Raw genomic sequence first — 22,035 nt, forward strand, 5'->3', positions numbered from 1 at the left:
TATGAAAAAGAAACACTTGGCGGGCATCCTTGCCCTTTTGCTCGCGACCAATATCATCACCGCCTTCGCTTCCGTGCAATTGGCGACGGGCAGTGTCAAGGAAGTGGCGCAGACGAAAGTTTTGGAGCACTTCTTAAAAAAATACTACCTGCGTAGCGACGAAATTACGGAGAAAGATTTTATTGAAGGCAGGAAAAAGGGTACGGTCGCCGCACTGAAAGACCCCTACAGCCAGTATTTCGACGAAAATGAGTACAAACAGTTTATGGAATCCACCACCGGCGAATTTTTCGGCATCGGCGTGCAAATCGGCGCCGTGGCAGACTCTAAACTGATTACCGTCATTGCGCCCATAAAAGGCTCCCCCGCGGAAGCGGCGGGCTTGAAATCCGGCGATAAAATTGTCTCCGTCAATGGGGTGGAATACACCGTCGATGAAATGGAAGAGGCGGTGAAACACATTAAGGGCGACAAGGGCACCGTGGTGACTCTGGGCATAATGTCTGAAGGGGAAGGCCGAGTGCGGGATGTGAAGATCACCCGCGATGAGATCCACATGGAATCGGTAATCACAGGCTCCATCGGAGACATTGCCTACATCGGCCTCACCCAATTTGAAGAGGACACGGTACAGGAATTTACCGAGGCCATGAAGGCCGCGGCGGGAAAAAAGGGATTGATACTCGACCTGCGAGGCAATCCCGGCGGCATTCTCGAAGCCGCCGTCGGCGTCAGCGATCAATTGCTTCCCAAGGCGGACATCGTCAGCGCCAAGGACAATCGAAACAAGGAAGTCTTCCACTACACCTCCGACGAAGCGAGCTGGAAGAAGCCCATCGTGGTTTTGGTCAACGGGGGCAGCGCCTCCGCGTCGGAAATCGTGGCCGGTGCCTTAAAGGACAACAAGGCGGCCACTTTGGTCGGCGAAAAGACCTACGGCAAAGGCGTGGTGCAAACCCTGGTGCCTCTGCCCGGAGGCGGCGGCATAAAGCTTACTACCAGTGAATATTTCACGCCCTCCGGGGTAAGTATTCAAGACAAGGGCATTGAGCCCGATGTGAAAGTCAGCCTGCCGGAGAATGTGAAGGCCATCGGACTGGAGCATCGAGATCAGGACACACAATTGCAAAAGGCAATTGCCATTATAGAGAAGAGCGGTCGTTAGATCGCTCTTTTTGCAGGAGGATGTATGGATTTTAAAATTCATTCCAAATATAAACCCACCGGCGATCAGCCACAGGCCATCGATAAATTGGCCGAGGGCATCGAAAAGGGCATGAAGCACCAAACCCTGTTGGGGGTGACGGGAAGCGGCAAGACCTTTACCATGGCCAATCTCATCGAGCGGGTGCAAAAGCCCACCTTGGTCATCGCCCACAACAAGACCCTGGCCTACCAATTGGCATCGGAGTTTCGCGAATTTTTCCCGGACAACGCTGTGGAATACTTCGTCAGCTACTACGATTACTACCAGCCGGAAGCCTATGTGCCGGGGACGGACACCTTTATCGCAAAAGACGCCAGCATTAACGACGAAATCGACAAGCTGCGCCACTCCGCCACCATGGCTCTCTTCGAGCGCGGGGACGTCATCATTGTGGCATCGGTGAGCTGCATCTACGGCTTAGGCGACCCCATCGATTACAAGAATTTGGTGGTGAGTCTGCGCCCGGGCATGGAATGGGACAGAAACGCCCTTATGAGCAAGCTGGTGGACATTCAATACGTGAGAAACGACGTGGATTTTTCCCGGGGCACTTTCCGCGTTCGCGGCGATGTGCTGGAAATTTTCCCCGCCGGCAATTCGGATAAGACCATTCGCGTGGAATTTTTCGGCGACGAAATCGATCAAATCGCCGAAGTAGACGCCGTCACCGGGCACATCGAAAGCTATCGAAACCACGTGTCCATCTTTCCGGCGTCCCACTTTGCCACGCGGCCGGAAAAAATCGAGCGGGGCGTGAAGACCATTCGCAAGGAATTGGAAGAGCGACTCTTCACCCTCAGGGATCAGGAAAAACTCCTGGAGGCCCAGCGATTGGAACAGCGCACCAATTACGATGTGGAAATGCTCGAGGAAATGGGCTTTTGTTCCGGCATCGAAAACTACACCCGTCACTTAAGCGGCAGGGAAGCGGGGAGCCGCCCCTACACCCTCATCGACTACTTCCCCGAGGATTTTATGACCATTATCGACGAGTCCCATGCCACGGTGCCCCAAATTCGCGGCATGTTTAACGGCGACCGGGCGAGAAAAGAAACCTTGGTGGAATACGGCTTTCGCCTGCCTTCGGCTCTGGACAATCGCCCCTTGCGCTTCGAGGAATTTGAGGCTCTGCAGAATCAGGTGGTCTACGTTTCCGCCACACCGGGGCCTTACGAAACGGAACACGAGATGCAGCGGGTGGAACAGATCATTCGCCCCACAGGCCTCGTGGATCCGAAGATCGACGTGGTGCCCACGAAGAATCAAATCGACCATTTAACGGAACAGATCAACGCCATGACCGCAAAAAATATGCGGACCTTGGTCACTACCTTGACGAAACGCATGGCGGAAGACTTGAGCAAGTATTTTAAGGACATGGGCATGAAGGTGGCCTACCTCCACTCCGACGTGAAGACCATTGAACGGATGGAGATCATCCGGGATCTTCGCCTCGGCGTCTACGACGTGCTCGTAGGCATTAACCTTTTGCGGGAGGGCTTGGACATTCCGGAAGTGGGCCTTGTGGCCATACTGGATGCAGACAAAGAAGGCTTTTTGCGTTCGGAAACCTCCCTCATTCAAACGGCGGGCCGCGCCGCGAGAAATGTGGAGGGCCGCGTCATTATGTATGCCGACACCATCACCGGCTCCATGGCCCGCACCATCGAAGAAACGGAGCGACGCCGCGCCATTCAAATGGCCTATAATAAGAAACACGGCATCGTGCCCAAATCCATCGTCAAGGGTATTCGCGACACCATCGAAAACACCATTGCGGCGGAAGAAGTGGAAGCCTTCGACGAAGAATTTGCCAAGGAAGATATTCTGGCCATGCTGAAAAACCTCGAAACGGAAATGTTTAAAGCCGCCGAGCAATTGAATTTCGAGCGGGCGGCAAGCATTCGGGATCAAATAAAAGAGATAAAAGAACGCTACGGATTAAATGAATAGAGAGAAAGGAATTAGATGAACCCATCCATTGAACAGGCGATCCACATTCACGGTGCGCGCCAACACAATTTAAAAAACCTCGACGTCTATATTCCGAGAAATAAAATGACCGTCATTACGGGCCTGTCCGGCTCCGGAAAAAGCTCCTTGGCCTTCGACACCATTTACGCCGAAGGGCAGCGGCGCTACGTGGAAAGCTTGTCTTCCTATGCGCGGCAATTTTTAGGCCAAATGGATAAGCCCGAGGTGGATTACATCGAGGGCATGAGCCCGGCCATCGCTATCGATCAAAAGACCACGTCGAAAAATCCCCGCTCCACCGTGGGCACGGTGACGGAAATTTACGACTACATCCGCCTGCTCTACGCACGGGTAGCGAAGCCCTATTGCCCGGTGTGCAACAAGCCCATCGAGGCTTTTGCGGAAGATCAGATCGTGGACAAGATCATGGAAATGGAAGAGGGCACCCGCTTTCAGCTTTTGGCGCCGGTGGTGCGCCAGAAAAAAGGGCAGCACAAAAAGGTCTTAAACCGCATTCGTAAAGACGGCTTTCTGCGCATGATTATCGACGGGGAAATGCACCGCACGGAAGAAGAGATCGAGCTGGATAAAAACAAGGTGCACGACATTTTCGTCGTCGTGGACCGCATCATTATCAAGGGTGGCATCGAGAGCCGCCTTACCGACAGCATCGAGACGGCTCTTGAGATCTCCGGCTCCACGGTCATCGTCGACACCATGGACGGCAACGAAAAGCTTTACTCCACGAGTTATTCCTGCCCGGAACACGACATTGCCATCGAGCCGGCCACGCCTCGCTCTTTTTCCTTTAACACGCCCATGGGAGCCTGCCCTACCTGCAAGGGCTTGGGAAGCAGCCGCCGGGCGGATCCGGAGCTCATCATTCCCAATAAAGAGCTTTCCATTGACGAAGGCGCCATCGCCTGCTACGGCACCACGGAAGGCACCTACTACAAAGAAATCATCGACCAAATTGCGGCAAGATACGATTTTTCCACCAAGGCGCCGATTAAAGAGGCACCGCAAGCCATGATCGACGAATTAATGTACGGCACGAAAAAGCCCTTGCACTTCGTCTTTAATTCCTACTTCAGCGGAGACAAAGAATACAGTGGCCCCTTTGAGGGCATTCTGAAGAATTTAAATCGACGCTACTCGGAAAACGCCAGCGATCGCACCTTAGAAAAAATCGAGCCTTTCCTCTCCGATATTCCCTGTCCCGATTGCCACGGGGCTCGGCTCAAGGTGGAATCTTTGGTCTTTAAGCTGGGCGGAAAAAACATTTACGAATCCACCCTCCTTTCTGTCGTTGACGCCATGGAATTTTTCGATTCACTGGAACTTAGCGACATGGATCGAAGCATTGCCGATCAGATTTTAAAGGAAATCCACGAGCGCCTCTCCTTCTTAAAAGAAGTGGGCCTGGGCTACCTCACCCTGGCGCGCATGGCGGGCACCTTATCCGGCGGCGAAGCCCAGCGCATTCGCCTCGCCACCCAAATCGGCTCCGCCCTCGTCGGCGTCACCTACGTACTTGACGAGCCCTCCATCGGCCTCCATCAAAAAGACAATGCCATGCTTTTAAAGTCCCTTCGGAACCTTACGGACATCGGCAACACCCTGATTGTGGTCGAGCACGACGAGGACACCATGCGGGAAGCCGACGAGATCTTGGACATCGGCCCCGGTGCCGGCGTCCACGGCGGCCATATTGTAGCACAGGGTAGCTACGACGAGATCATTCAAGTGGAAGAATCCCTCACGGGGCAATACCTTTCCGGAAAGAAAAAAATCGCCGTGCCCGAGGAGCGGCGTCCCTACACGGGGGATGAAATCGTCGTCTACGGCGCGGCGCAAAACAATTTAAAAAACATCGACGTGCACTTTCCCCTGGGGCAGTTTATCTGCGTCACCGGCGTCTCCGGTTCGGGGAAAAGCTCCCTTATTAACGAAATCCTGAAAAAAGCCGTGGCGCAAAAGGTCAACAAAAACAAAGTGCGTCCCGGCAAATACGAAAAGATCGAGGGCTTGGAGCACGTGGACAAAATCGTCTCCATCGATCAAAGCCCCATCGGCCGCACGCCTCGATCCAATCCCGCCACCTACACCGGCGTCTTCGATTCCATTCGCGACGTTTTCGCCCAAACCAACGAGGCGAAAATCCGCGGTTACGCCAAGGGCCGCTTCTCCTTTAATGTGAAGGGCGGCCGTTGCGAAGCCTGTAAGGGCGACGGGATTTTGAAAGTGGAAATGCACTTTCTCCCCGACGTCTACGTGCCCTGCGAAGTCTGCGGCGGCAAGCGCTACAATCGGGAAACCCTTCAGGTCAAATTCAAGGGCAAAAACATCGCCGACGTCTTGGATATGACCGTGGATCAGGCGGCGGAATTTTTCGAAAACCATCCGAGGATCCTACGAAAAATCACTACCTTGCAGGAAGTGGGCCTGGGCTACATTAAACTGGGTCAGCCCTCCACCCAACTTTCCGGCGGCGAGGCTCAGCGAATCAAGCTGGCCACGGAGCTATCCAAGCGGGGAACGGGCAACACCCTCTATATCCTCGATGAGCCCACCACCGGCCTCCACGCCGAAGACATTCGAAAGCTCTTAGGCGTCCTCTCGAAGCTCGTGGACATGGGCAACACCGTGGTGGTCATCGAACACAATCTGGACGTCATTAAAGTGGCGGATCACATTATCGACCTTGGCCCCGACGGCGGCGACGGTGGCGGCGAAGTGGTAGCCACGGGCAGGCCCGAGGATGTGGCGAAAAACGAAACCTCCTATACGGGCATCTATTTGAAACCACTGCTGGAGAAATAAAGGGATGCGATGCAAGGCATTTAGTGAGGGGCACCGTTTATAGAAGATTTTTCCAAAAGGGAATGGGTTTCGAGAAAGGCCTCGGCGAGAAACACCGTTTCTCGTTTTCTTTCGGATTTTCTTGTAGATTTTAACGTACTATAGTATAATCTCACAAAAGAAAAAACAAAGAAGGAGGCCTTAATCTTGAATACAGAAAAATTTTTCGAGAGCGATCGGAATTGTCGCAAGGGAAGAATCCATTCGACTTGCGCGTCCGGCCCTAAAAGACAATGCCGACAGGAATGACAGCCGATGTATTTGAGATTGAAGGGAGAATAAAATGAAAAAGACAGGTTTACTTACAATTTTAGCCATGGTACTGGCATTTGCATTGGTCGGTTGCGGATCCGGTGCGAAAAACGGAGAAAACGCAGCGAACAACGCAGGCAAAAAAGAAGCTGCTCAAGTGAGCCAAGAAGACATGGACGCCGCCGTAAAGAAAATTAAGGACAACGGCAAATTGGTCTTGGCTACCAGCGCCGACTACCCCCCTTACGAATGGCACCTTTTAAAAGACGGTAAAGACGAAATCGTCGGTTTCGATATTGAAATCGCCAAAGCCATTGCCGAGGAAATGGGCGTCGAACTCGAGATCAAGGACTTGGACTTCGACGGTATTATTCCGAGCATTACCTCCGGCCAAGCGGACATCGGTATCGCCGGTCTTTCCGCCACGCCGGAACGTGAAGAAGCGGTGAATTTCTCCGTACCGTACTTCACCAACGAACAAGTGGTTCTCGTTCGCAAAGAAGATGCAGACAAATACAAGAAGATGGAAGACTTTGCCGGCAAGGTCGTCGGCGCACAAACCGGCTCCATTCAAGAGTCCACCGTTCGTGAAAACTTCCCGAAAGATGTCGAATTAAAGAGCCTCTCCAAGTTAAACAACCTTGCCATGGAAGTGAAGAACAAAACCGCCGATGCACTGGTTATCTCCAAAAGCTCCGGCGAACAATACGCCAAGCAATTCCCCGAACTCGTCGTCATCGACGCAGGCGTTCCTGAAGAACCGGGCGTATGTGTCGCCAATAAAAAAGGCGACGACGCCTTGACCGCTTACATTAACCAAGTGGTGCAAAAACTAATCGATGAAGGCAAGATCAAAAACTTGATCGCAGAATACGAAAAACTGGCCGACGAATCCACCGGCAATGAAGGTGCTGAGGAAGCCACAGCAGAAAACAACGGCAAATAAATTGCCCGAACCATAGAGTTAAAACTGTTTCCTCGTGAAACAGTTTTTTCTATCGAGGAGGAAAAATGAACTTAATGAATTCATGGATGGCCTTTATGGGTAAGTACGGTTCATCCTATTTAGAGGGCACCTTAATGACCCTAAAGCTCTCCTTTTTAGGGGTGTTCTTCGGTTTTTTCTTGGGTATTTTAATCGTGCTGCTTCGTCGGTCGAAGTTAAAGCCCCTGCAAGCCATCGCCAAAATTTACGTGCAGATTTTTCGGGGCACGCCATTATTGGTTCAAGTAACGATATTCTACTACGGTTTTTCCAGCGTTCTGCCGGATCAATACGCGGCCTTAAAAAATCCCTTTGCTTTAAGCTTGATCGCTGTGTGCATGAACTCCTCGGCCTATGTGTCGGAGATCATTCGCGGCGGGATCAACGCCGTGGATCGCGGCCAAGGGGAAGCGGCAGCGTCCTTGGGGATGAAGAAAAGCCAAATTATGCGCTACATTATCTTGCCCCAAGCCATTAAGACCGTGCTTCCCGCTCTGGCCAACGAGTTTGTTACCTTAATTAAAGAAACGGCCATCGTTGCCCTCGTCGGCGTAAGCGACCTAATGTATCAGGCAAAAGTCGCTCAAGGGGCCACCTACAAGCCCTTTATGCCTTACGTAACGGCGGCGCTTATCTACTTGATTCTCGTAACCGGCCTTTCCAAGGTCATCAGTGTGTTTGAAAAGAGGTTGGCTAACAGTGATTCGCATTCATAATCTGACAAAAAGTTTCGGCGACAACCAAGTCTTAAAAGGCATTTCCACGGAAATCGCAGACGGGGAAGTGGTGGTCGTCATCGGGCCTTCGGGCTCCGGGAAGTCTACCTTCCTGCGCTGCTTGAATCGCCTGGAAGAAGCCGACGGCGGCGAAATTATCTTCGAAGGCGTGGACATTAACGACAAGAACACGGAAATCGAAAAAATTCGCGAAGACATGGGCATGGTCTTTCAATCCTTTAATCTCTTTCCCCACAAAACCGTCATGGAAAATATAACCATGGCGCCGATGTTGGTAAAGGGCGTAGATCAAAAGGCGGCTGAGGCCAAGGCGGAAAAGCTCTTGGATCGCGTCGGCCTTTTGGACAAAAAAGACAGCTACCCCAATCAACTCTCCGGCGGACAAAAACAACGGATTGCCATTGTGCGTGCCTTGGCCATGGAGCCCAAGGTCATGCTTTTTGACGAACCCACGTCGGCACTGGACCCGGAAATGGTCGGCGAAGTGTTGGACGTTATGCAACAGCTGGCCAAAGAGGGGATGACCATGGTGGTGGTCACCCACGAAATGGGCTTCGCCAGGGAAGTGGGGGATCGGATCCTTTTCTTAGACGAAGGCTATTTGCTGGAAGAAGGCACGCCGGAAGAAGTATTCGGTCATCCGAAAGAAGCCCGGACGCAAGAATTCTTAAACAAAGTGCTGTAAAATCATTGCAGACACATTCCTATTTATCATTCCGAAGAATCGAGGGGCATAAGGCCGCTCGATTTTTTCTTGGGAATGTGTTTTCGAAACGGGTATGAATCTGGGGAAAGGAGACGACGATGAAACATAGCCTGAAAGTGATTCTTGCCGGCGTGGTCTTGGGAATCGCCCTTTTGGTTTTAACGAACGTCCTCCACATCGACGAGAGGGTTTTTCTTTCCGTCTATTGGAAATTAGGCTTGGCCTTAATCCTTCTTGTGGCCATCATGAACACCGGCTATTATTTTTACAAGTTACGACAATTGAAGCCCGTCATGGCCCTTTACGAGGGGGGAGACTACAAAAAATTCGTCGATGAATTGGAGAACTTGATTTCGGGAACGCGGAATAAATACCTTCAAAACATCATGAAGCTTAATTTAGGCGCCGGCTATCTGGATTTAAATCAGCCCGCCAAGTTGGTGGATGTCTATGAATCCATGGACGTGAACTACTTAAAAAACAAGAACCTCAAGCTGGTCTATCGCCTCAATCTGGCCATAGCTTATTTTAAACTGGAGGATCTGCCGTCCTTCGATCGTATTTTCAAAGCGAACGAGGCTTTTTTCGCAAGCTTTGAAGAGCACGCCACCTATGGAGAAAGCGTGGGTCAGCTTTATCTCATGGAAGAGATTTCAGAAGGGCATTTTAACCGGCCGCGGGAAAGATTAACTACCCTTCGAGGGAATTCAAGGAAGCCGAAGATGATGAACACCTACAATCAATTGGAAGACATCCTCAATGAAAAAGCGGCCCGCTTTCGGAAAGACGCCAATTAGGCACCGTCAATTCATTTTTCAAAAACAAGACAGATCCCCCGGACGAATCGGGGGATTTTTCATGGGAAAAACAGGCAAGAAAAGGAAGAAAGCATTTAATAGGAAGAAAGAAGTAAATAGGATTTTTTATCAGTGAAATTTTCGTGAGAGCCGTTTGTGTAAAAATAAAAAAAAGAAATTGAAGATTTGAAAAATAATGCATTTTGAGCATCGTATGAACGAGTTGTATGTTCTATGCCTATTTTAAAAAATAAAAATATTGAAATAGAATGAATGTTTGAACGGGGTTTACAAGGGCAGGGATGAAAGAACGGTTAAAATCGTGAATGACAAACGAGGGCTTGGTGAAAAAACTGTGAAATGGCGAAGAGGTGACAGGGCAAGTAATTCTCCTATAAAATAAAAATACAAAAGGAGGATTTATGGGAAAATATAATAAAGTAAATCAAACTCTTGCGTTGGCATTAAGCCTTGCGACGTTATCTACGTCATTTTCCGGCGGTGTTGTCTATGCCGAAACGGGAACAATGGGCAATGAAATTGTACAAAGCCAAGGGCAAGAGATGGAAATGTATTTCCACAAACGACCTGAAATCGGCGACAAAACACTGCAGATCAATACGAAAAAATTGAAAGATGACAACAAACTGGATCTTGGCGATACGCTGCGAATGAAGCTGATCACCGATGGTCAAACGTATAAAAAGAACTTACTGGATCCGGTAAAACAAGAGCACATCAAAGAGGACTACACCTCGGATCAAATCATGGGTGCCGGCGGAGTACCGCTTATCCCCTTCAGAGAATTTAGCGGCGGCGATGTCGTCGAGCTTTACGTTGTAAAGGGTGCTCAAGAAACGAAGGTCGGTCATGTCAGCGTCAAGGGTCAAAAAAGCTTAGCCCCCATCGTGGAGCAGACGAAAGATAAGATCATGATCTCTTCGCAAATGACGGGGTCTTTGAACATGTACATTTACACCAAGAAAGATGGTAAATGGAAGAATTTCTTGTTTGACAAAAAGAATGTTCCGAACGCGATTTCCTACGACTTTCCCATGGAAAAGTTGAAGAGCACCTATGGAGCGAATGCAGGCGATGAGTACGTCGTCGTCCACCAAGAAAAGGGCAAGGGAAAAACCATTAGCAAAAAAATGGTTCTTAAAGATACCTACGATGCGCCTAGTGTAGAATTTAAAGAGAGAGAAAGCAAAGATAAAATGGCGGGCTTCACCATTTCTCTGCCCGATAATCCGAAACTGGATCCGACGCCCATTCAAAAGAAATTGCCGAAGTTGAAGGTTGTAAAGGGGAGTGAAGAAAAGACCTTTACCCTTGATAAGGCAAAAATGTCTCAAGAGTTGACACCGATAAAAGACGGGGTGTTCTACGCCGTCTCCAAGGATACGCCGAACAACACGGAATTTAAATTTTCTCAAGAGGGAGACAATTTTAACCCTTCGCAGGTCGTAACGAAGACCTTTCAGGTGGATATGTCAAAAGCGACGCCGCTTTATGAAGAATTGAAGACCTATTCTGCAGACAAGCTAACGGAATTTCAAGCGCAAATCAAGACGATAAAGAATAATTTAGAAAAAGAGGATAGAACTCAAAATGAGGTCGACAATGCAGCTAGAGCCTTAGAAGCGATCATTCTTCCAAAACTGCGAGATTCTCTTGGACCCAAGCGGCAAGAAGCCAATAAAACCATCGGCGAATTGAAGAACCTGGACAAAAGCAAGAAAACGGCTTATCAAGCGAAAGTAACCGGTGCTTCTTCCGAACAAGAGATTAACAACATTGTAAAGGACGCACAAGCCGAAGATAAGAAGATAGAAGACGAAAAGAATCGCCCTCTTAATGAGAAAAAAGCAGCTGCCATTAAAACGATTAATGAGAAATACACCTTCCTTACAGGGGAACACGAGGCGTATAAGACGGAGATCATCAAAAAGATTCAAGCTGCCACGACGATCCCCGATGTAGAAACCCTCTTAAAGGAAGCAGAGGCAAAGAATCAGGAAGCGGAAAATGCGGCGAAGATCCTCGAAGCGAAAAAAGACGCTCTCGCGAAGATTCAAGGTCTCCCGGGCTTAACGGCCGATCAGCTGAGTCAAGCGGATAATGACTTAAAAGCTGCGGCAGATAAGGAACAAATTGATGAGGTCGTTAAAAAGTATGAATCCTTAAGTGAAGCTGCTATGAAGAAGAAAGATCTCGACGATGCCAAGAAAGAGTATATTGGCAAGTTGGAGACTCTCGCTTTATTAAGCGCCGATGACAAAGAGCGGTTTACGAAGGAAATTCAAGAAGCCGATACTCTCGATCTCGTAAAAGAAGCATATGACGGTGCGGTTCAGTTTAACTTAAACAAAGCTAAGTCCGCTGCACTGTATAAAATTGAAGAATTCAAAAATTTAAGCGAGAGTGAAGTCAACTCGGCGATACAAGAAATTATGGCGATAAAAGCGCTCGCCCAGATCGAACCTATTGTAGAAAGATACAAAAAACTCGATCAAGAAAAAGCCGCGGCAAAGACGGAACTTGAAAATGCGCGCAAGATGGCGATTGAAGAAGTGAAAAAGCTCTCTGATTTAGAGCCGGATGAGGTATCGAAGTATGTGGAGCAAATCAATGGCGCTGGCAGTGTCGCTGAAATTCAATCCATTCAAGAAGACGCCGCTCGTAAAAATGCAGAAAAGGCAGCTGAAAAGAACAAGGCGAAAACTTTGGAAGCGGCTAAAAATGAGCTGAGAAAGCTCGTTGAAGAAGCAAAGGCGATCAATCTTTCCCCGACATCAAAGTTGAAGGAAAAACTCAAAAACACCTTAAAGGATGCTGAAACCGCACTTCAAGGGCAATCGCTTGACGGTATGAATGCGGCAATCAAGGATCTGAAGCAGGTCTTAGAGGAAGTAAAACAAGAGCAATCAACGCCGCCTGCGCCGACACCGCAGGATCCGAAGAAGCCGACGCCTGATCCGAACAATCCGCAGAAGCCGAATCCGTCGAAGCCGACGCCTGATCCGAACAATCCGCAGAAACCGAATCCGTCGAAGCCGACGCCTGATCCGGGCAATCCGTCGAAACCGAATCCGTCGAAGCCGACACCTGATCCGAACAATCCGCAGAAACCGAATCCGTCGAAGCCGACGCCTGATCCGAACAATCCGCAGAAACCGAATCCGTCGAAGCCGACGCCTGATCCGAACAATCCGCAGAAACCGAATCCGTCGAAGCCGACACCTGATCCGAACAATCCGCAGAAACCGAATCCGTCGAAGCCGACGCCTCCTGGTCCCTCGAAACCGACGCCTCCAAGTCCTTCGAAACCGAAGAGAAAGGAAGAAGCCGCTCCGAGAAGAGGATGGTACAACTTTAATTTCTTCAAGTCTGCGCCGCCGAAGGAACAGGAGAAACACAAGGAAAAGGCCAAGGAGCAATCGCCGACTTTCGTGGATGTTGAAAACCACTGGGCAAAAGAAGCCATCAATTTTAGCTTGAAGGAAAAACTCTTTGAAGATATTGTAAAAGGCGATCGCTTTGAACCGAATAAAGCCATGACACGGGCAGAATTCATTGCCATCTTAGGTAGATTCGAAAAAGTAAACGTGTTCACCGCGAATATCAGTTTCCAAGACATTGATATGGGTGCCTATTACGGCAAGTATGTAAACTGGGCCAAGGGAATGGGCCTTGTAAACGGAATGGACGCGACCCATTTCGCGCCGAATAAGAACATTTCAAGAGAAGAAATGGCAACCATTCTTTACCGCTACAAGCAAATGAAGAAAATCAACTTCGACGGTCAGGCAAAACAATTTAAAGACCAAAACAAGATCCCTAAATGGGCGAGAGAAGCCGTAAAAGAACTTTCTAAATCGAAAATTCTTAACGGAATGGAAGACGGCACTTTCCAAGGCAAGAAACAACTTTCGAGAGCGGAAATCGCTCAAATTGTGTTTAACATAAATAAGTTAAGATAAAAAAAACTCCCGGTCCTGCCGGGAGTTTTTCATTGGGCGAACCCCCCGACACCGCATGAGTGTCGGGGGTGTGCTCAGTTTTGTTATTAATTTTATGCTTGCACTTTAAGGTCTTCCAAGAAGCGTTCGCCAACGCGATAGATATCGCCGGCACCCATGGTGAGGATTACATCGCCGGGGCGGCTTTTGTCTTTGATATAGTCCAAAATATCGTCCTGTTCGCCGATGTAAATGGCTGAATCGTGATTGGCCTTTACCGCTTCCACTAAAGTCTTGGAGTGGATGTCGCCGTAGTCTTTTTCCCGCGCCGCATAAATATCGGCGATAATGGTCATGTCCGATTCCTTAAAACTGTGGCTGAAGCTATCCAACAAAAGCTTCGTGCGGGTGTAGGTGTGCGGCTGGAAGATACAGATCAGCCGATTTTTCACCGTGGGCTTTAAAGCGTGGAGGGTGGATGCGATCTCCGTAGGGTGGTGGGCGTAATCGTCGATGACGCGAATGCCGTTTACCTCGCCTTTAAATTCCAAGCGGCGGCCCACGCCGTGGTAGCCTAGGACGCCTTTGATGGCATCTTCCATGGGAATGTTGTTTTCCACGCAGGCGCTAATGGCGGCAAGTGAATTGGACACATTGTGCAGCCCCATGACTTGCAGCTGAATGGGCGCGACCTTTTCGCCGTGAATGTATAAATCGTAGGCGGGGCGACCGGTGTGGGGATCGATGACGAGATTACGGGCTTCGTAATCGGCATCGCCCTTGTAGCTGAACGTCACGACCCGGCCCTTGGTGGAGTCTTTCATGCTGTAGGCGTAGTCGTCGTCCTTATTTAAAATCAACACATCCCCTTCGCCGAGGTTGCCGGCGTAGGCACGGAAGGTTTCCAGAATGTGGTCGATGTTGTCGAAGAAATCCAGGTGGTCTTCGTCGATGTTTAAAATAATCGCCGTGGAAGGGAAGTATTTCAATACATTGGCCCGATACTCGCAGGCTTCGGTGAGGAAGAAGTCCCCTTCGCCGATGCGTACATTGCCGCTGATTTCGCCGAGGTTGCCGCCGACCATAATGGTCGGGGAGAAGGGCTCGTCTTTAATGGCCGTGGCGATCATGGACGTGGTGGTGGTCTTGCCGTGGGTGCCGGAAACGGCGATGGAGACGTGGAAATTCTTCATGACGGCGCCGAGGAACGTGGCGCGATCCACCACGTCGATCTTTTTGGCAATGGCCGCCCGGTATTCGGGATTGTCCATCTGAATGGCGTCGGTGTAAACGACGAGATCCGCATCTTCGATTTGAGCGGGATCGTGGTCTTCGTATACCGTAATGCCCAATTCTTTTAAGTGCTCCGTAATGGGCGAAGCCTTTCGGTCGCTGCCGGAGATGGTGTAACCTTTTGAAAGCATCAGTGCCGCGAGGCCGGACATGCTGATGCCGCCGATGCCGATAAAGTGGATATGGTGATAATCCGTCGTTCCAAATCGGAATTGAAACATACTTACCTCACTTCCTGGTAGTTATTTATAAGACGACAAATAAAAAAATTGCGGAAAATCCGCAATTTCTTATTTTCCGGAGTAGAATTCGACGATCAGTTGATCTTCGATTTCAACAGGGATATCTTCACGAGCGGGTTCGGAGCTTAAGGTAGCTCGATTGTTCTTTTCCTTCGTGATGTAGGGATAGGCGTTGACGAAGTTCGTTTCGTAGTTTTCTTTGAACATGTCAACTTTGCGGCCGCGGTCGCTTAAGGAAATCACGTCGCCGACTTGGACTTGGTAAGAGGGAATGTTGATCTTCTTACCGTTTACGTGAATGTGACCGTGGGTAACCATTTGTCTTGCTTGACGAATGGAAGATGCAAAACCCATACGATACGTTAAATTATCTAAGCGGACTTCTAAGCGCTTAACAAGTGCAGGGCCGGTTTCTTCTTCAGCTTTTTGTGCATCGAGGACGTAGCGGTAAAATTGCTTTTCCATTACGCCATAGTAAGCTCTGAGTCTTTGTTTTTCCAACAATTGCTTGCCGTATTCGGTTAACTTCTTGTCGGAACGAGCCGTGCCTCTGCCGGCGCGGTTCATCGCCTTCGGATGTCCACATACATTCAGACCTAATCTTCTGGATTGTTTGAATCTAGGTCCCATCATTTTTGCCATTGTCTTCACTCCTAAATTATAATTTGCCGCGATAATTTAGAACCTCTGGTATTATACAAGAAAATTGATGATATGTAAAGAGAAAAAAGGCTATATTCCGCTTTTTTATCCCTTGTGCTATACTAAAGAAAGACTTGCGAGGAGGACTTATGCATACCATTTTTCAAGACACGCAATACGTCGATGTGTTGGCCGGAAAGGTTTTTGACCACAAAGACATCGAGATAAAAGACGGCAAGATTGCGGCCATTGCAGATGCCTGCACACTGGACGGTGCAGAGATCATCGACGGTCGGGATCTTTTGCTCGTGCCGGGCTTTATCAATGCCCACACCCATTTGGGGATGAGTTATTTCAGAAATTACGCCGACGACATGGATCTGAACACGTGGCTTACCACGGCCATATGGCCCCTGGAAGCCCATTTGACTCGCGAAGACATTTATTGGGCCAGTTTGCTTTCCATGGCGGAGGGGATTTTATCGGGAACGACGACGTTCTGCGATATGTACTACCACTTGGACATGGTGGCCCAGGCGGCCGTCGCCATCGGTATGCGGGGGCTTTTGACCCGCGGACTCACAGACATCGACGGCGGCGGAGACGAAAAATTAGAAGAAACCCGCATGCTCTATATTAACAGCCACGGCCTGGGCGACGATTTGGTGGAAGTGGCACCGGCGCCTCACGCCATTTACACCTGCAGCGGCGATTACATTAAAGACATCATCCGACTTACCGGAGAAATGGACGGCATACTCCACACCCATTTGTCCGAATCCTTGAAGGAAATGGACGATGCCGCGGATCTGTACGGCACGACGCCCATTCGTTATATGTGGGATTTGGGGCTGGATCAGGTACACACCATTGCTGCCCACTGCGTGCATATGACGGAAGAGGACATGGATTTGGTGGATCCGGAGAAATTTTTCCCGGTGCACAACCCCTCCAGTAATTTAAAACTGGCAAGCGGCATCGCCCCCATTCAAAAAATGATGGACAAAGGCCTTACCGTGGCGTTGGGTACCGACGGCGACAGCTCCAACAACAATCAAAATATGTTGGAGGAAATGCACCTAGCCAGTCTTCTCGCCAAGGGCATAAGCTACGATCCCGAGGTGCTGAAGGCGGAAGATGTGCTACGCATGGCCACCATTAACGGGGCGAAGGCGTTGGGACGCGAAGATGAAATCGGCTCCATCGAAGTCGGAAAGCTGGCGGATATTTCCTGCTTTAATTTAAATTCACCGAGCTTTACGCCGAGAAATAATTTAATCAGCGCCCTGTGCTACTCGGCGCAGGCGGAAGATGTTAAACACGTTTTAATCGGCGGCGAATTTGTCTTAAAGGACCGGAAACTGACCCGGGTCAATCTCGACGATATTCGGGCAGAGGTGGAGAGAAAATTCCAACAACTTTTAGAACGTAAAGAATTAAGCGATGCAATAAAAGGCGACCTTTAGGCCGCGGAAAGAGAGGATATTATGGATAAGAAAGTGGTATATTCGGCCATTCAACCCTCCGGTAGTTTGACCATCGGCAATTACTTAGGCGCACTCAGCAATTTTTCCGATTTGCAGAAAGAGTACCAATGCATTTACTGCGTCGCCAATATGCACGCCATTACCGTGCCCCAAAACCCCGCCGATTTAAGAAAGCGGACCCTGGATTTAATCGCACTCTATGTGGCCTGCGGCATCGATCCGAAGGAATCGATTCTCTACATCCAATCTCAAGTGCCTGAGCACACGGAATTGGCATGGGTTTTAAACACCATTACCTCCGTCGGCCAATTAAATCGCATGACCCAATTTAAGGATAAATCCAAAAAACAAAAAGAAGTGCACGCCGGGCTTTTAAACTACCCCGTACTTATGGTGGCGGACATTCTCCTCTATCAATCCTCCTTCGTGCCCGTCGGGGAAGATCAACGGCAACACATCGAGCTCACCCGCGACATTGCCGAACGCTTTAACACCCGTTATTCGCCTACATTTACCATTCCGGACATTATGGCGCCGAAGGTGGGAGCGAAGATCATGAGCTTGCAAGATCCCACATCGAAAATGAGCAAATCCGATCCCGACGAAAATGCCTTTATTTTAATCTTAGACGAACCCGATGTCATCCGCCGAAAAATCAAACGGGCGGTTACCGACTCCAAGGGAACCATCGCCTATACCGACGAGCAACCGGGGGTTAAAAACCTTCTGGACATCTATTCGTCCTTTAAACACATTAGCCCGGAAGAAGCGGAACGTGAATTTAAATCCGCAGGCTACGGCGAATTAAAAGAAGCCGTAGGCGAAGCGGTGGTCGAAGGCCTTGCTCCGGTGCAAGAGCGCTTCCACGCCATTCGCGGCGACAAAGAACAATTGGAAGCCATTTGCAGAGAAGGCGCGGAAAAAGCGTCTTACCTGGCACAAAAGACGTTAAGAAAAGTCTATAGAAAAGTCGGATTAGTACAATTTTAAACAAGTCTTGATTTTTCACAGAAGATTTTCTATAATGAACCTATCTTTACACAAGTGAAGGAGGAGTAGATTGTTCCTCGTCTAAAGAGAGATCGCGGGTGGTGGAAGCGGTCGGCGAAGCAATTGAAGGTCGCCTTCATCATTTTTCGCGAGAGCGAAACGGCGTCCCGTCGTTATGGGGAAGAAGTGCCGTAGCAATACGGAATAAAGGTGGTACCGCGGAATCTCGTCCTTTTCAGGGCGAGATTTTTTTGTAGGAGGAATTATGAACAGTATGCAGAAAACCTATAAGCCCAAGGATTTCGAAGCGCGCATCTATGCCCAATGGATGGAAAAAGGCGAGTTTACGCCGGATCGGGAAAAGGATAAGCAAGCGGGCAAAAAGCCCTTTACCATCGTCATGCCGCCGCCGAATGTGACGGGGAACTTGCACATGGGACACGCCATGAACAACACCCTGCAAGACATTTTGATCCGCTTCAAGCGCATGCGGGGCTACAGCGCCCTGTGGATTCCGGGGACAGACCATGCGTCCATTTCCACGGAAGTAAAAGTCGTGGAAAAACTTCGCAACGAAGGCAAGTCGAAAGATAGTTTGGGCCGGGAAAAATTCCTGGAAGCCGCTTGGGCCTGGACGGAAGAATACGGCGGCAACATTAAAAACCAATTAAAGAAACTGGGCGTTTCCTGCGACTGGTCCAGAGAGCGCTTCACATTAGACGAAGGCTTGTCCGCCGCCGTCGAAGAAATGTTTATTCGCCTCTACAACAAAGGTCTGGTTTATCAGGGCGACCGCATCATTAACTGGTGCCCCCACGACAAAACCGCCCTTTCCGATGCGGAAGTGGAACACGAAGAGCAAGAAGGCAAAATGTGGACCTTCCGCTATCCCATCGACGGCGAAGACGACGCCATTATGATCTCCACCACCCGACCGGAAACCATTCCCGGGGACTTGGCCATCGCCGTGAACCCCGACGACGAACGCTTTACAAACTATGTGGGCAAGCATGCCGTCATCCCCGTCATCGGGCGGAAGATTCCCATTATCGCCGACAGCTACGTGGAATCGGAATTCGGCACCGGCGCCGTAAAAATCACCCCGTCCCACGACCCCAACGACTTCGAGGTCGGCGCTCGCCACGACTTGGGACAATTGCTGATTATGGATGAAGAAGCCCGACTCAACGAAAACGCCGGAAAATATGCAGGTCTGAGCCGCGAAGAGGCACGCAAAGCCATCATCAAAGATTTCGACGAAGGCGGCTACTTGGTGAAAATCGACGATCACCACAACGCCGTGGGCCACTGCGAGCGCTGCAAAACCGTCATCGAACCCATGCTTTCCAAGCAATGGTTCGTCGCCATGGAAGAATTGGCCAAGCCCGCACTGGACGCCTACGAAAAAGGCGAGCTCCACTTCGTTCCGGAACGCTTCGGAAAGATCTACACCCACTGGCTGGAAAATATTCGCGACTGGTGTATTTCCCGTCAATTGTGGTGGGGCCATCGCCTGCCCGTTTACTATTGCGACGACTGCGGCGAGGTGATGGTATCGAAAGAAGCCGTCCACACTTGCAGTGCCTGCGGAGGCAAAAACATTCGCCAAGACGAAGACACATTGGACACCTGGTTCAGCTCCGCTTTGTGGCCCTTCTCCACCATGGGTTGGCCCGATTCCACGCCTGATTTGGACTATTACTATCCCACCGATGTGTTAATCACAGGCTACGACATTATCTTCTTCTGGGTTATCCGCATGGTCTTCTCCGCCCTGGAAATCACCGAGGAATTGCCCTTCACCGACGTTTACCTCACCGGGCTCATTCGTGATGAACAGGGACGCAAAATGTCCAAGAGCTTGGGCAACGGCATCGATCCCTTGGATGTCATCGACCAATACGGCGCCGACGCCCTTCGCTTTACATTGATTACCGGATCCACTCCGGGCAACGACATGCGCTTCAGCTACAAGCGGGTAGAGAACAACCGCAACTTCTGCAATAAATTGTGGAACGCATCGCGTTTCGTGCTGATGAATCTGCCGGAGGATTTCTACGACGCCAAGGTTATGAAGGACAAACTCCATTCGGAAGACCGCTGGATTTTAACCCGCGTCGACGAAACCATCGTGGAAGTTCAGGAAAAAATCGAAAAATACGACATCGGCATGGCCGCCGAAGCCGTACACGACTTTATTTGGGACGAATACTGCGACTGGTACATCGAAATGGTGAAACCCCGCCTCTACGGCGACGACATCGAAGACCGAGAAGTAGTCTACGGCGTCCTGTTGGATGTATTAGAAAAGATTTTGAAGATGCTCCATCCCTTTATGCCCTACATTACGGAAGAAATTTACGCCTTCCTGCCGTCCACCGAGGGCGATCTCATCGTCAGTGACTGGCCGAAAAGCGGCATCTACAGCTACCACGACGATGTGGAAAAAATCTCCATTCTCAGAGAAGCCATTCGCGGCATTCGCAATGCCAAAGCGGAAATGGATATCGAGCCCTTTAGAAAGAGCAAGCTCTACCTCTTAACCGACGACGACGCCCGGGCGGCAGTCTACGACGAATTAAAAGATCATTTCGCCAATTTGGCCAACTGCACCGCCATTGAGCGAATTCCCGATCGCGACGCCGTCTCCGACGATGTTATCTCCGTGGTCGTGGAAAAAGCGGAACTTTTCCTTCCAATGAAAGACTTGGTCGATTACGACAAAGAAGCCCAACGGCTGAAAAAAGACATGGAAAAAACCGAGGCGGAAATCGAGCGTGCGGAAAAGAAGCTGGCCAACGAAAACTTCGTCAGCAAAGCGAAACCCGAAGTCGTACAAAAAGAGCGGGAAAAATTGGAAATGTATAAAGAAAACCTCAAAAACTTAAAAGAGCGGGCTGCTTTCGTCGAAAAACAATTGGCGGATTAGGTTTTAGGAAAGTATTTTGAGTTTGACCGCCTGCGATTAATTGAATTCATAGCGAAAAACGGATGCTGAAGGAGAAGGCATCCGTTTTTCCATGCTCCGGTTTTTCTTTTGCGATATAATAGAAAAGAGAATGAGTATCAAAGGGCGAAAATAAAAAATTAGGGAGGAATTATGGGATCGGATCGCGCGAATATGCCTGCCTTTGGCGTGGGCCCTATGTATGTGTTGAGCTGTCTTTTTTTGACGGCCATGGGCATTCTTTGTCGGAACAAGAGCTTTATGGCCGTGGGGCGCATGGAAAAGGGAAGGTATTTATTCATCGCGGCAGGGATTTTCTTTGTTCTCGCCGGGCTTTACCTTTGGATACAGGCAGTAATCATTCAAAAAATCAATGCTAAGGCCCGTGCCTCGGAATTAATTACCACGGGCGTCTACGGCGTGGTTCGCAATCCGGTGTATACCGCCTTTATGTTCATCTTTACCGGCGCCTTGCTCTTCGCCGCCAATGTGATCTTGTTGATTCTGCCTTTTTTTTTTGGGCGATACTTACGCTGCTAATGAAACAGACGGAGGAGAAGTGGCTCCTTCGTCAATTCGGCGAGGAATATGCGGCTTATTGTAAAGAAGTGAACCGCGTGATTCCGTGGTTTCCGAAAAGGAAGTCGTGAGAATGAAAAAATAACTCCCGCTCGAACCAGAGGCTCAATAAGGAAAAAAGAAAAGATTTAATGGATCGTTAATCGCGTAAGCAAATGCCATGGTAAGGTCTATTAAAGATAGATTAATACGGATAAACGGAGTAAGAAAAACGGATGCTGAAAATTCGGTATCCGTTTTTATATTGGCTCTATAATATCCATTGGGGAGTAATCTCCTCAATGGATATTTTTGTGCAAAAAGATAGCACTTGTTTTCCCTATCACCTAAAATTAAATCACCACAACATAATAAAGGGGGGCAAACAAGTGCA

The 22,035-nt window shown here is 49.5% G+C and carries 15 protein-coding genes and 1 other annotated feature; of the genes, 12 read left to right on the forward strand and 3 right to left on the reverse strand.

Annotation, left to right across the window (positions count from 1 at the left end; genetic code table 11):
• Position 1: 1 nt before the first annotated feature.
• From KO087_RS04015 to KO087_RS04050, 8 genes are all read left to right on the forward strand, one after another.
• Positions 2-1,165, forward strand: coding sequence for a S41 family peptidase (locus KO087_RS04015; RefSeq protein ID WP_215507972.1), 1,164 nt, complete (start codon positions 2-4; stop codon positions 1,163-1,165).
• A gap of 24 nt (positions 1,166-1,189) precedes the next feature.
• The gene (gene uvrB / locus KO087_RS04020; protein ID WP_215507974.1) at positions 1,190-3,160 is read left to right on the forward strand and encodes an excinuclease ABC subunit UvrB; all 1,971 of its coding nucleotides are present in this window, start codon (positions 1,190-1,192) and stop codon (positions 3,158-3,160) included.
• A 15-nt stretch (positions 3,161-3,175) separates the two neighbouring features.
• On the forward strand, positions 3,176-6,004 hold the full coding sequence (gene uvrA, locus KO087_RS04025; protein ID WP_215507976.1) for an excinuclease ABC subunit UvrA: 2,829 nt from the start codon (positions 3,176-3,178) through the stop codon (positions 6,002-6,004).
• A gap of 322 nt (positions 6,005-6,326) precedes the next feature.
• Positions 6,327-7,241, forward strand: a complete 915-nt coding sequence (locus KO087_RS04030; protein ID WP_215507978.1) for a transporter substrate-binding domain-containing protein — start codon at positions 6,327-6,329, stop codon at positions 7,239-7,241.
• Positions 7,242-7,306: 65 nt separating this feature from the next.
• Positions 7,307-7,996 (forward strand): amino acid ABC transporter permease, encoded by a 690-nt coding sequence (locus KO087_RS04035; RefSeq protein ID WP_215507980.1) that lies wholly within the window; start codon positions 7,307-7,309, stop codon positions 7,994-7,996.
• Complete coding sequence (locus tag KO087_RS04040; protein ID WP_215507981.1) at positions 7,980-8,702, forward strand: amino acid ABC transporter ATP-binding protein; 723 nt, start codon at positions 7,980-7,982, stop codon at positions 8,700-8,702. Before KO087_RS04035 ends, KO087_RS04040 begins: the two co-directional genes overlap by 17 nt.
• 119 nt (positions 8,703-8,821) lie before the next feature.
• Positions 8,822-9,520: a hypothetical protein gene (locus tag KO087_RS04045; protein ID WP_215507983.1), complete on the forward strand. Its 699-nt coding sequence runs from the start codon at positions 8,822-8,824 to the stop codon at positions 9,518-9,520.
• A gap of 422 nt (positions 9,521-9,942) precedes the next feature.
• Complete coding sequence (locus KO087_RS04050; RefSeq protein ID WP_215507985.1) at positions 9,943-13,503, forward strand: S-layer homology domain-containing protein; 3,561 nt, start codon at positions 9,943-9,945, stop codon at positions 13,501-13,503.
• Between the two features lie 92 nt (positions 13,504-13,595).
• On the opposite strand, the gene murC is transcribed toward KO087_RS04050, so the two are convergent.
• Positions 13,596-14,996 (reverse strand): UDP-N-acetylmuramate--L-alanine ligase, encoded by a 1,401-nt coding sequence (murC, locus tag KO087_RS04055; RefSeq protein WP_215507987.1) that lies wholly within the window; start codon positions 14,994-14,996, stop codon positions 13,596-13,598.
• A 69-nt stretch (positions 14,997-15,065) separates the two neighbouring features.
• The gene (gene rpsD, locus KO087_RS04060) at positions 15,066-15,659 is read right to left on the reverse strand and encodes a 30S ribosomal protein S4 (protein ID WP_215507993.1); all 594 of its coding nucleotides are present in this window, start codon (positions 15,657-15,659) and stop codon (positions 15,066-15,068) included.
• A gap of 149 nt (positions 15,660-15,808) precedes the next feature.
• Here rpsD and KO087_RS04065 point away from each other — a divergent pair, with 149 nt between their 5' ends.
• The 4 genes from KO087_RS04065 (at position 15,809) to KO087_RS04080 (ending at position 21,623) form a co-directional block, all read left to right on the forward strand.
• Complete coding sequence (locus tag KO087_RS04065) at positions 15,809-17,125, forward strand: amidohydrolase (RefSeq protein WP_215507994.1); 1,317 nt, start codon at positions 15,809-15,811, stop codon at positions 17,123-17,125.
• A gap of 21 nt (positions 17,126-17,146) precedes the next feature.
• Positions 17,147-18,136: a tryptophan--tRNA ligase gene (trpS, locus tag KO087_RS04070; protein WP_215507995.1), complete on the forward strand. Its 990-nt coding sequence runs from the start codon at positions 17,147-17,149 to the stop codon at positions 18,134-18,136.
• A 49-nt stretch (positions 18,137-18,185) separates the two neighbouring features.
• Positions 18,186-18,373, forward strand: a binding site (T-box leader).
• A 28-nt stretch (positions 18,374-18,401) separates the two neighbouring features.
• A complete protein-coding gene (locus KO087_RS04075; RefSeq protein ID WP_215507999.1) occupies positions 18,402-21,065 on the forward strand; it encodes a valine--tRNA ligase in 2,664 nt (887 codons plus the stop codon).
• 171 nt (positions 21,066-21,236) lie between these two features.
• On the forward strand, positions 21,237-21,623 hold the full coding sequence (locus KO087_RS04080) for a methyltransferase family protein (protein WP_251374909.1): 387 nt from the start codon (positions 21,237-21,239) through the stop codon (positions 21,621-21,623).
• A gap of 144 nt (positions 21,624-21,767) precedes the next feature.
• On the opposite strand, the gene KO087_RS04085 is transcribed toward KO087_RS04080, so the two are convergent.
• On the reverse strand, positions 21,768-22,035 hold a 268-nt coding region (locus KO087_RS04085), incomplete at its 5' end, for a hypothetical protein (protein ID WP_215508000.1).

Source organism: Peptoniphilus rachelemmaiella (genome assembly GCF_943169845.1).
GTDB lineage: Bacteria > Bacillota > Clostridia > Tissierellales > Peptoniphilaceae > Aedoeadaptatus > Aedoeadaptatus rachelemmaiella.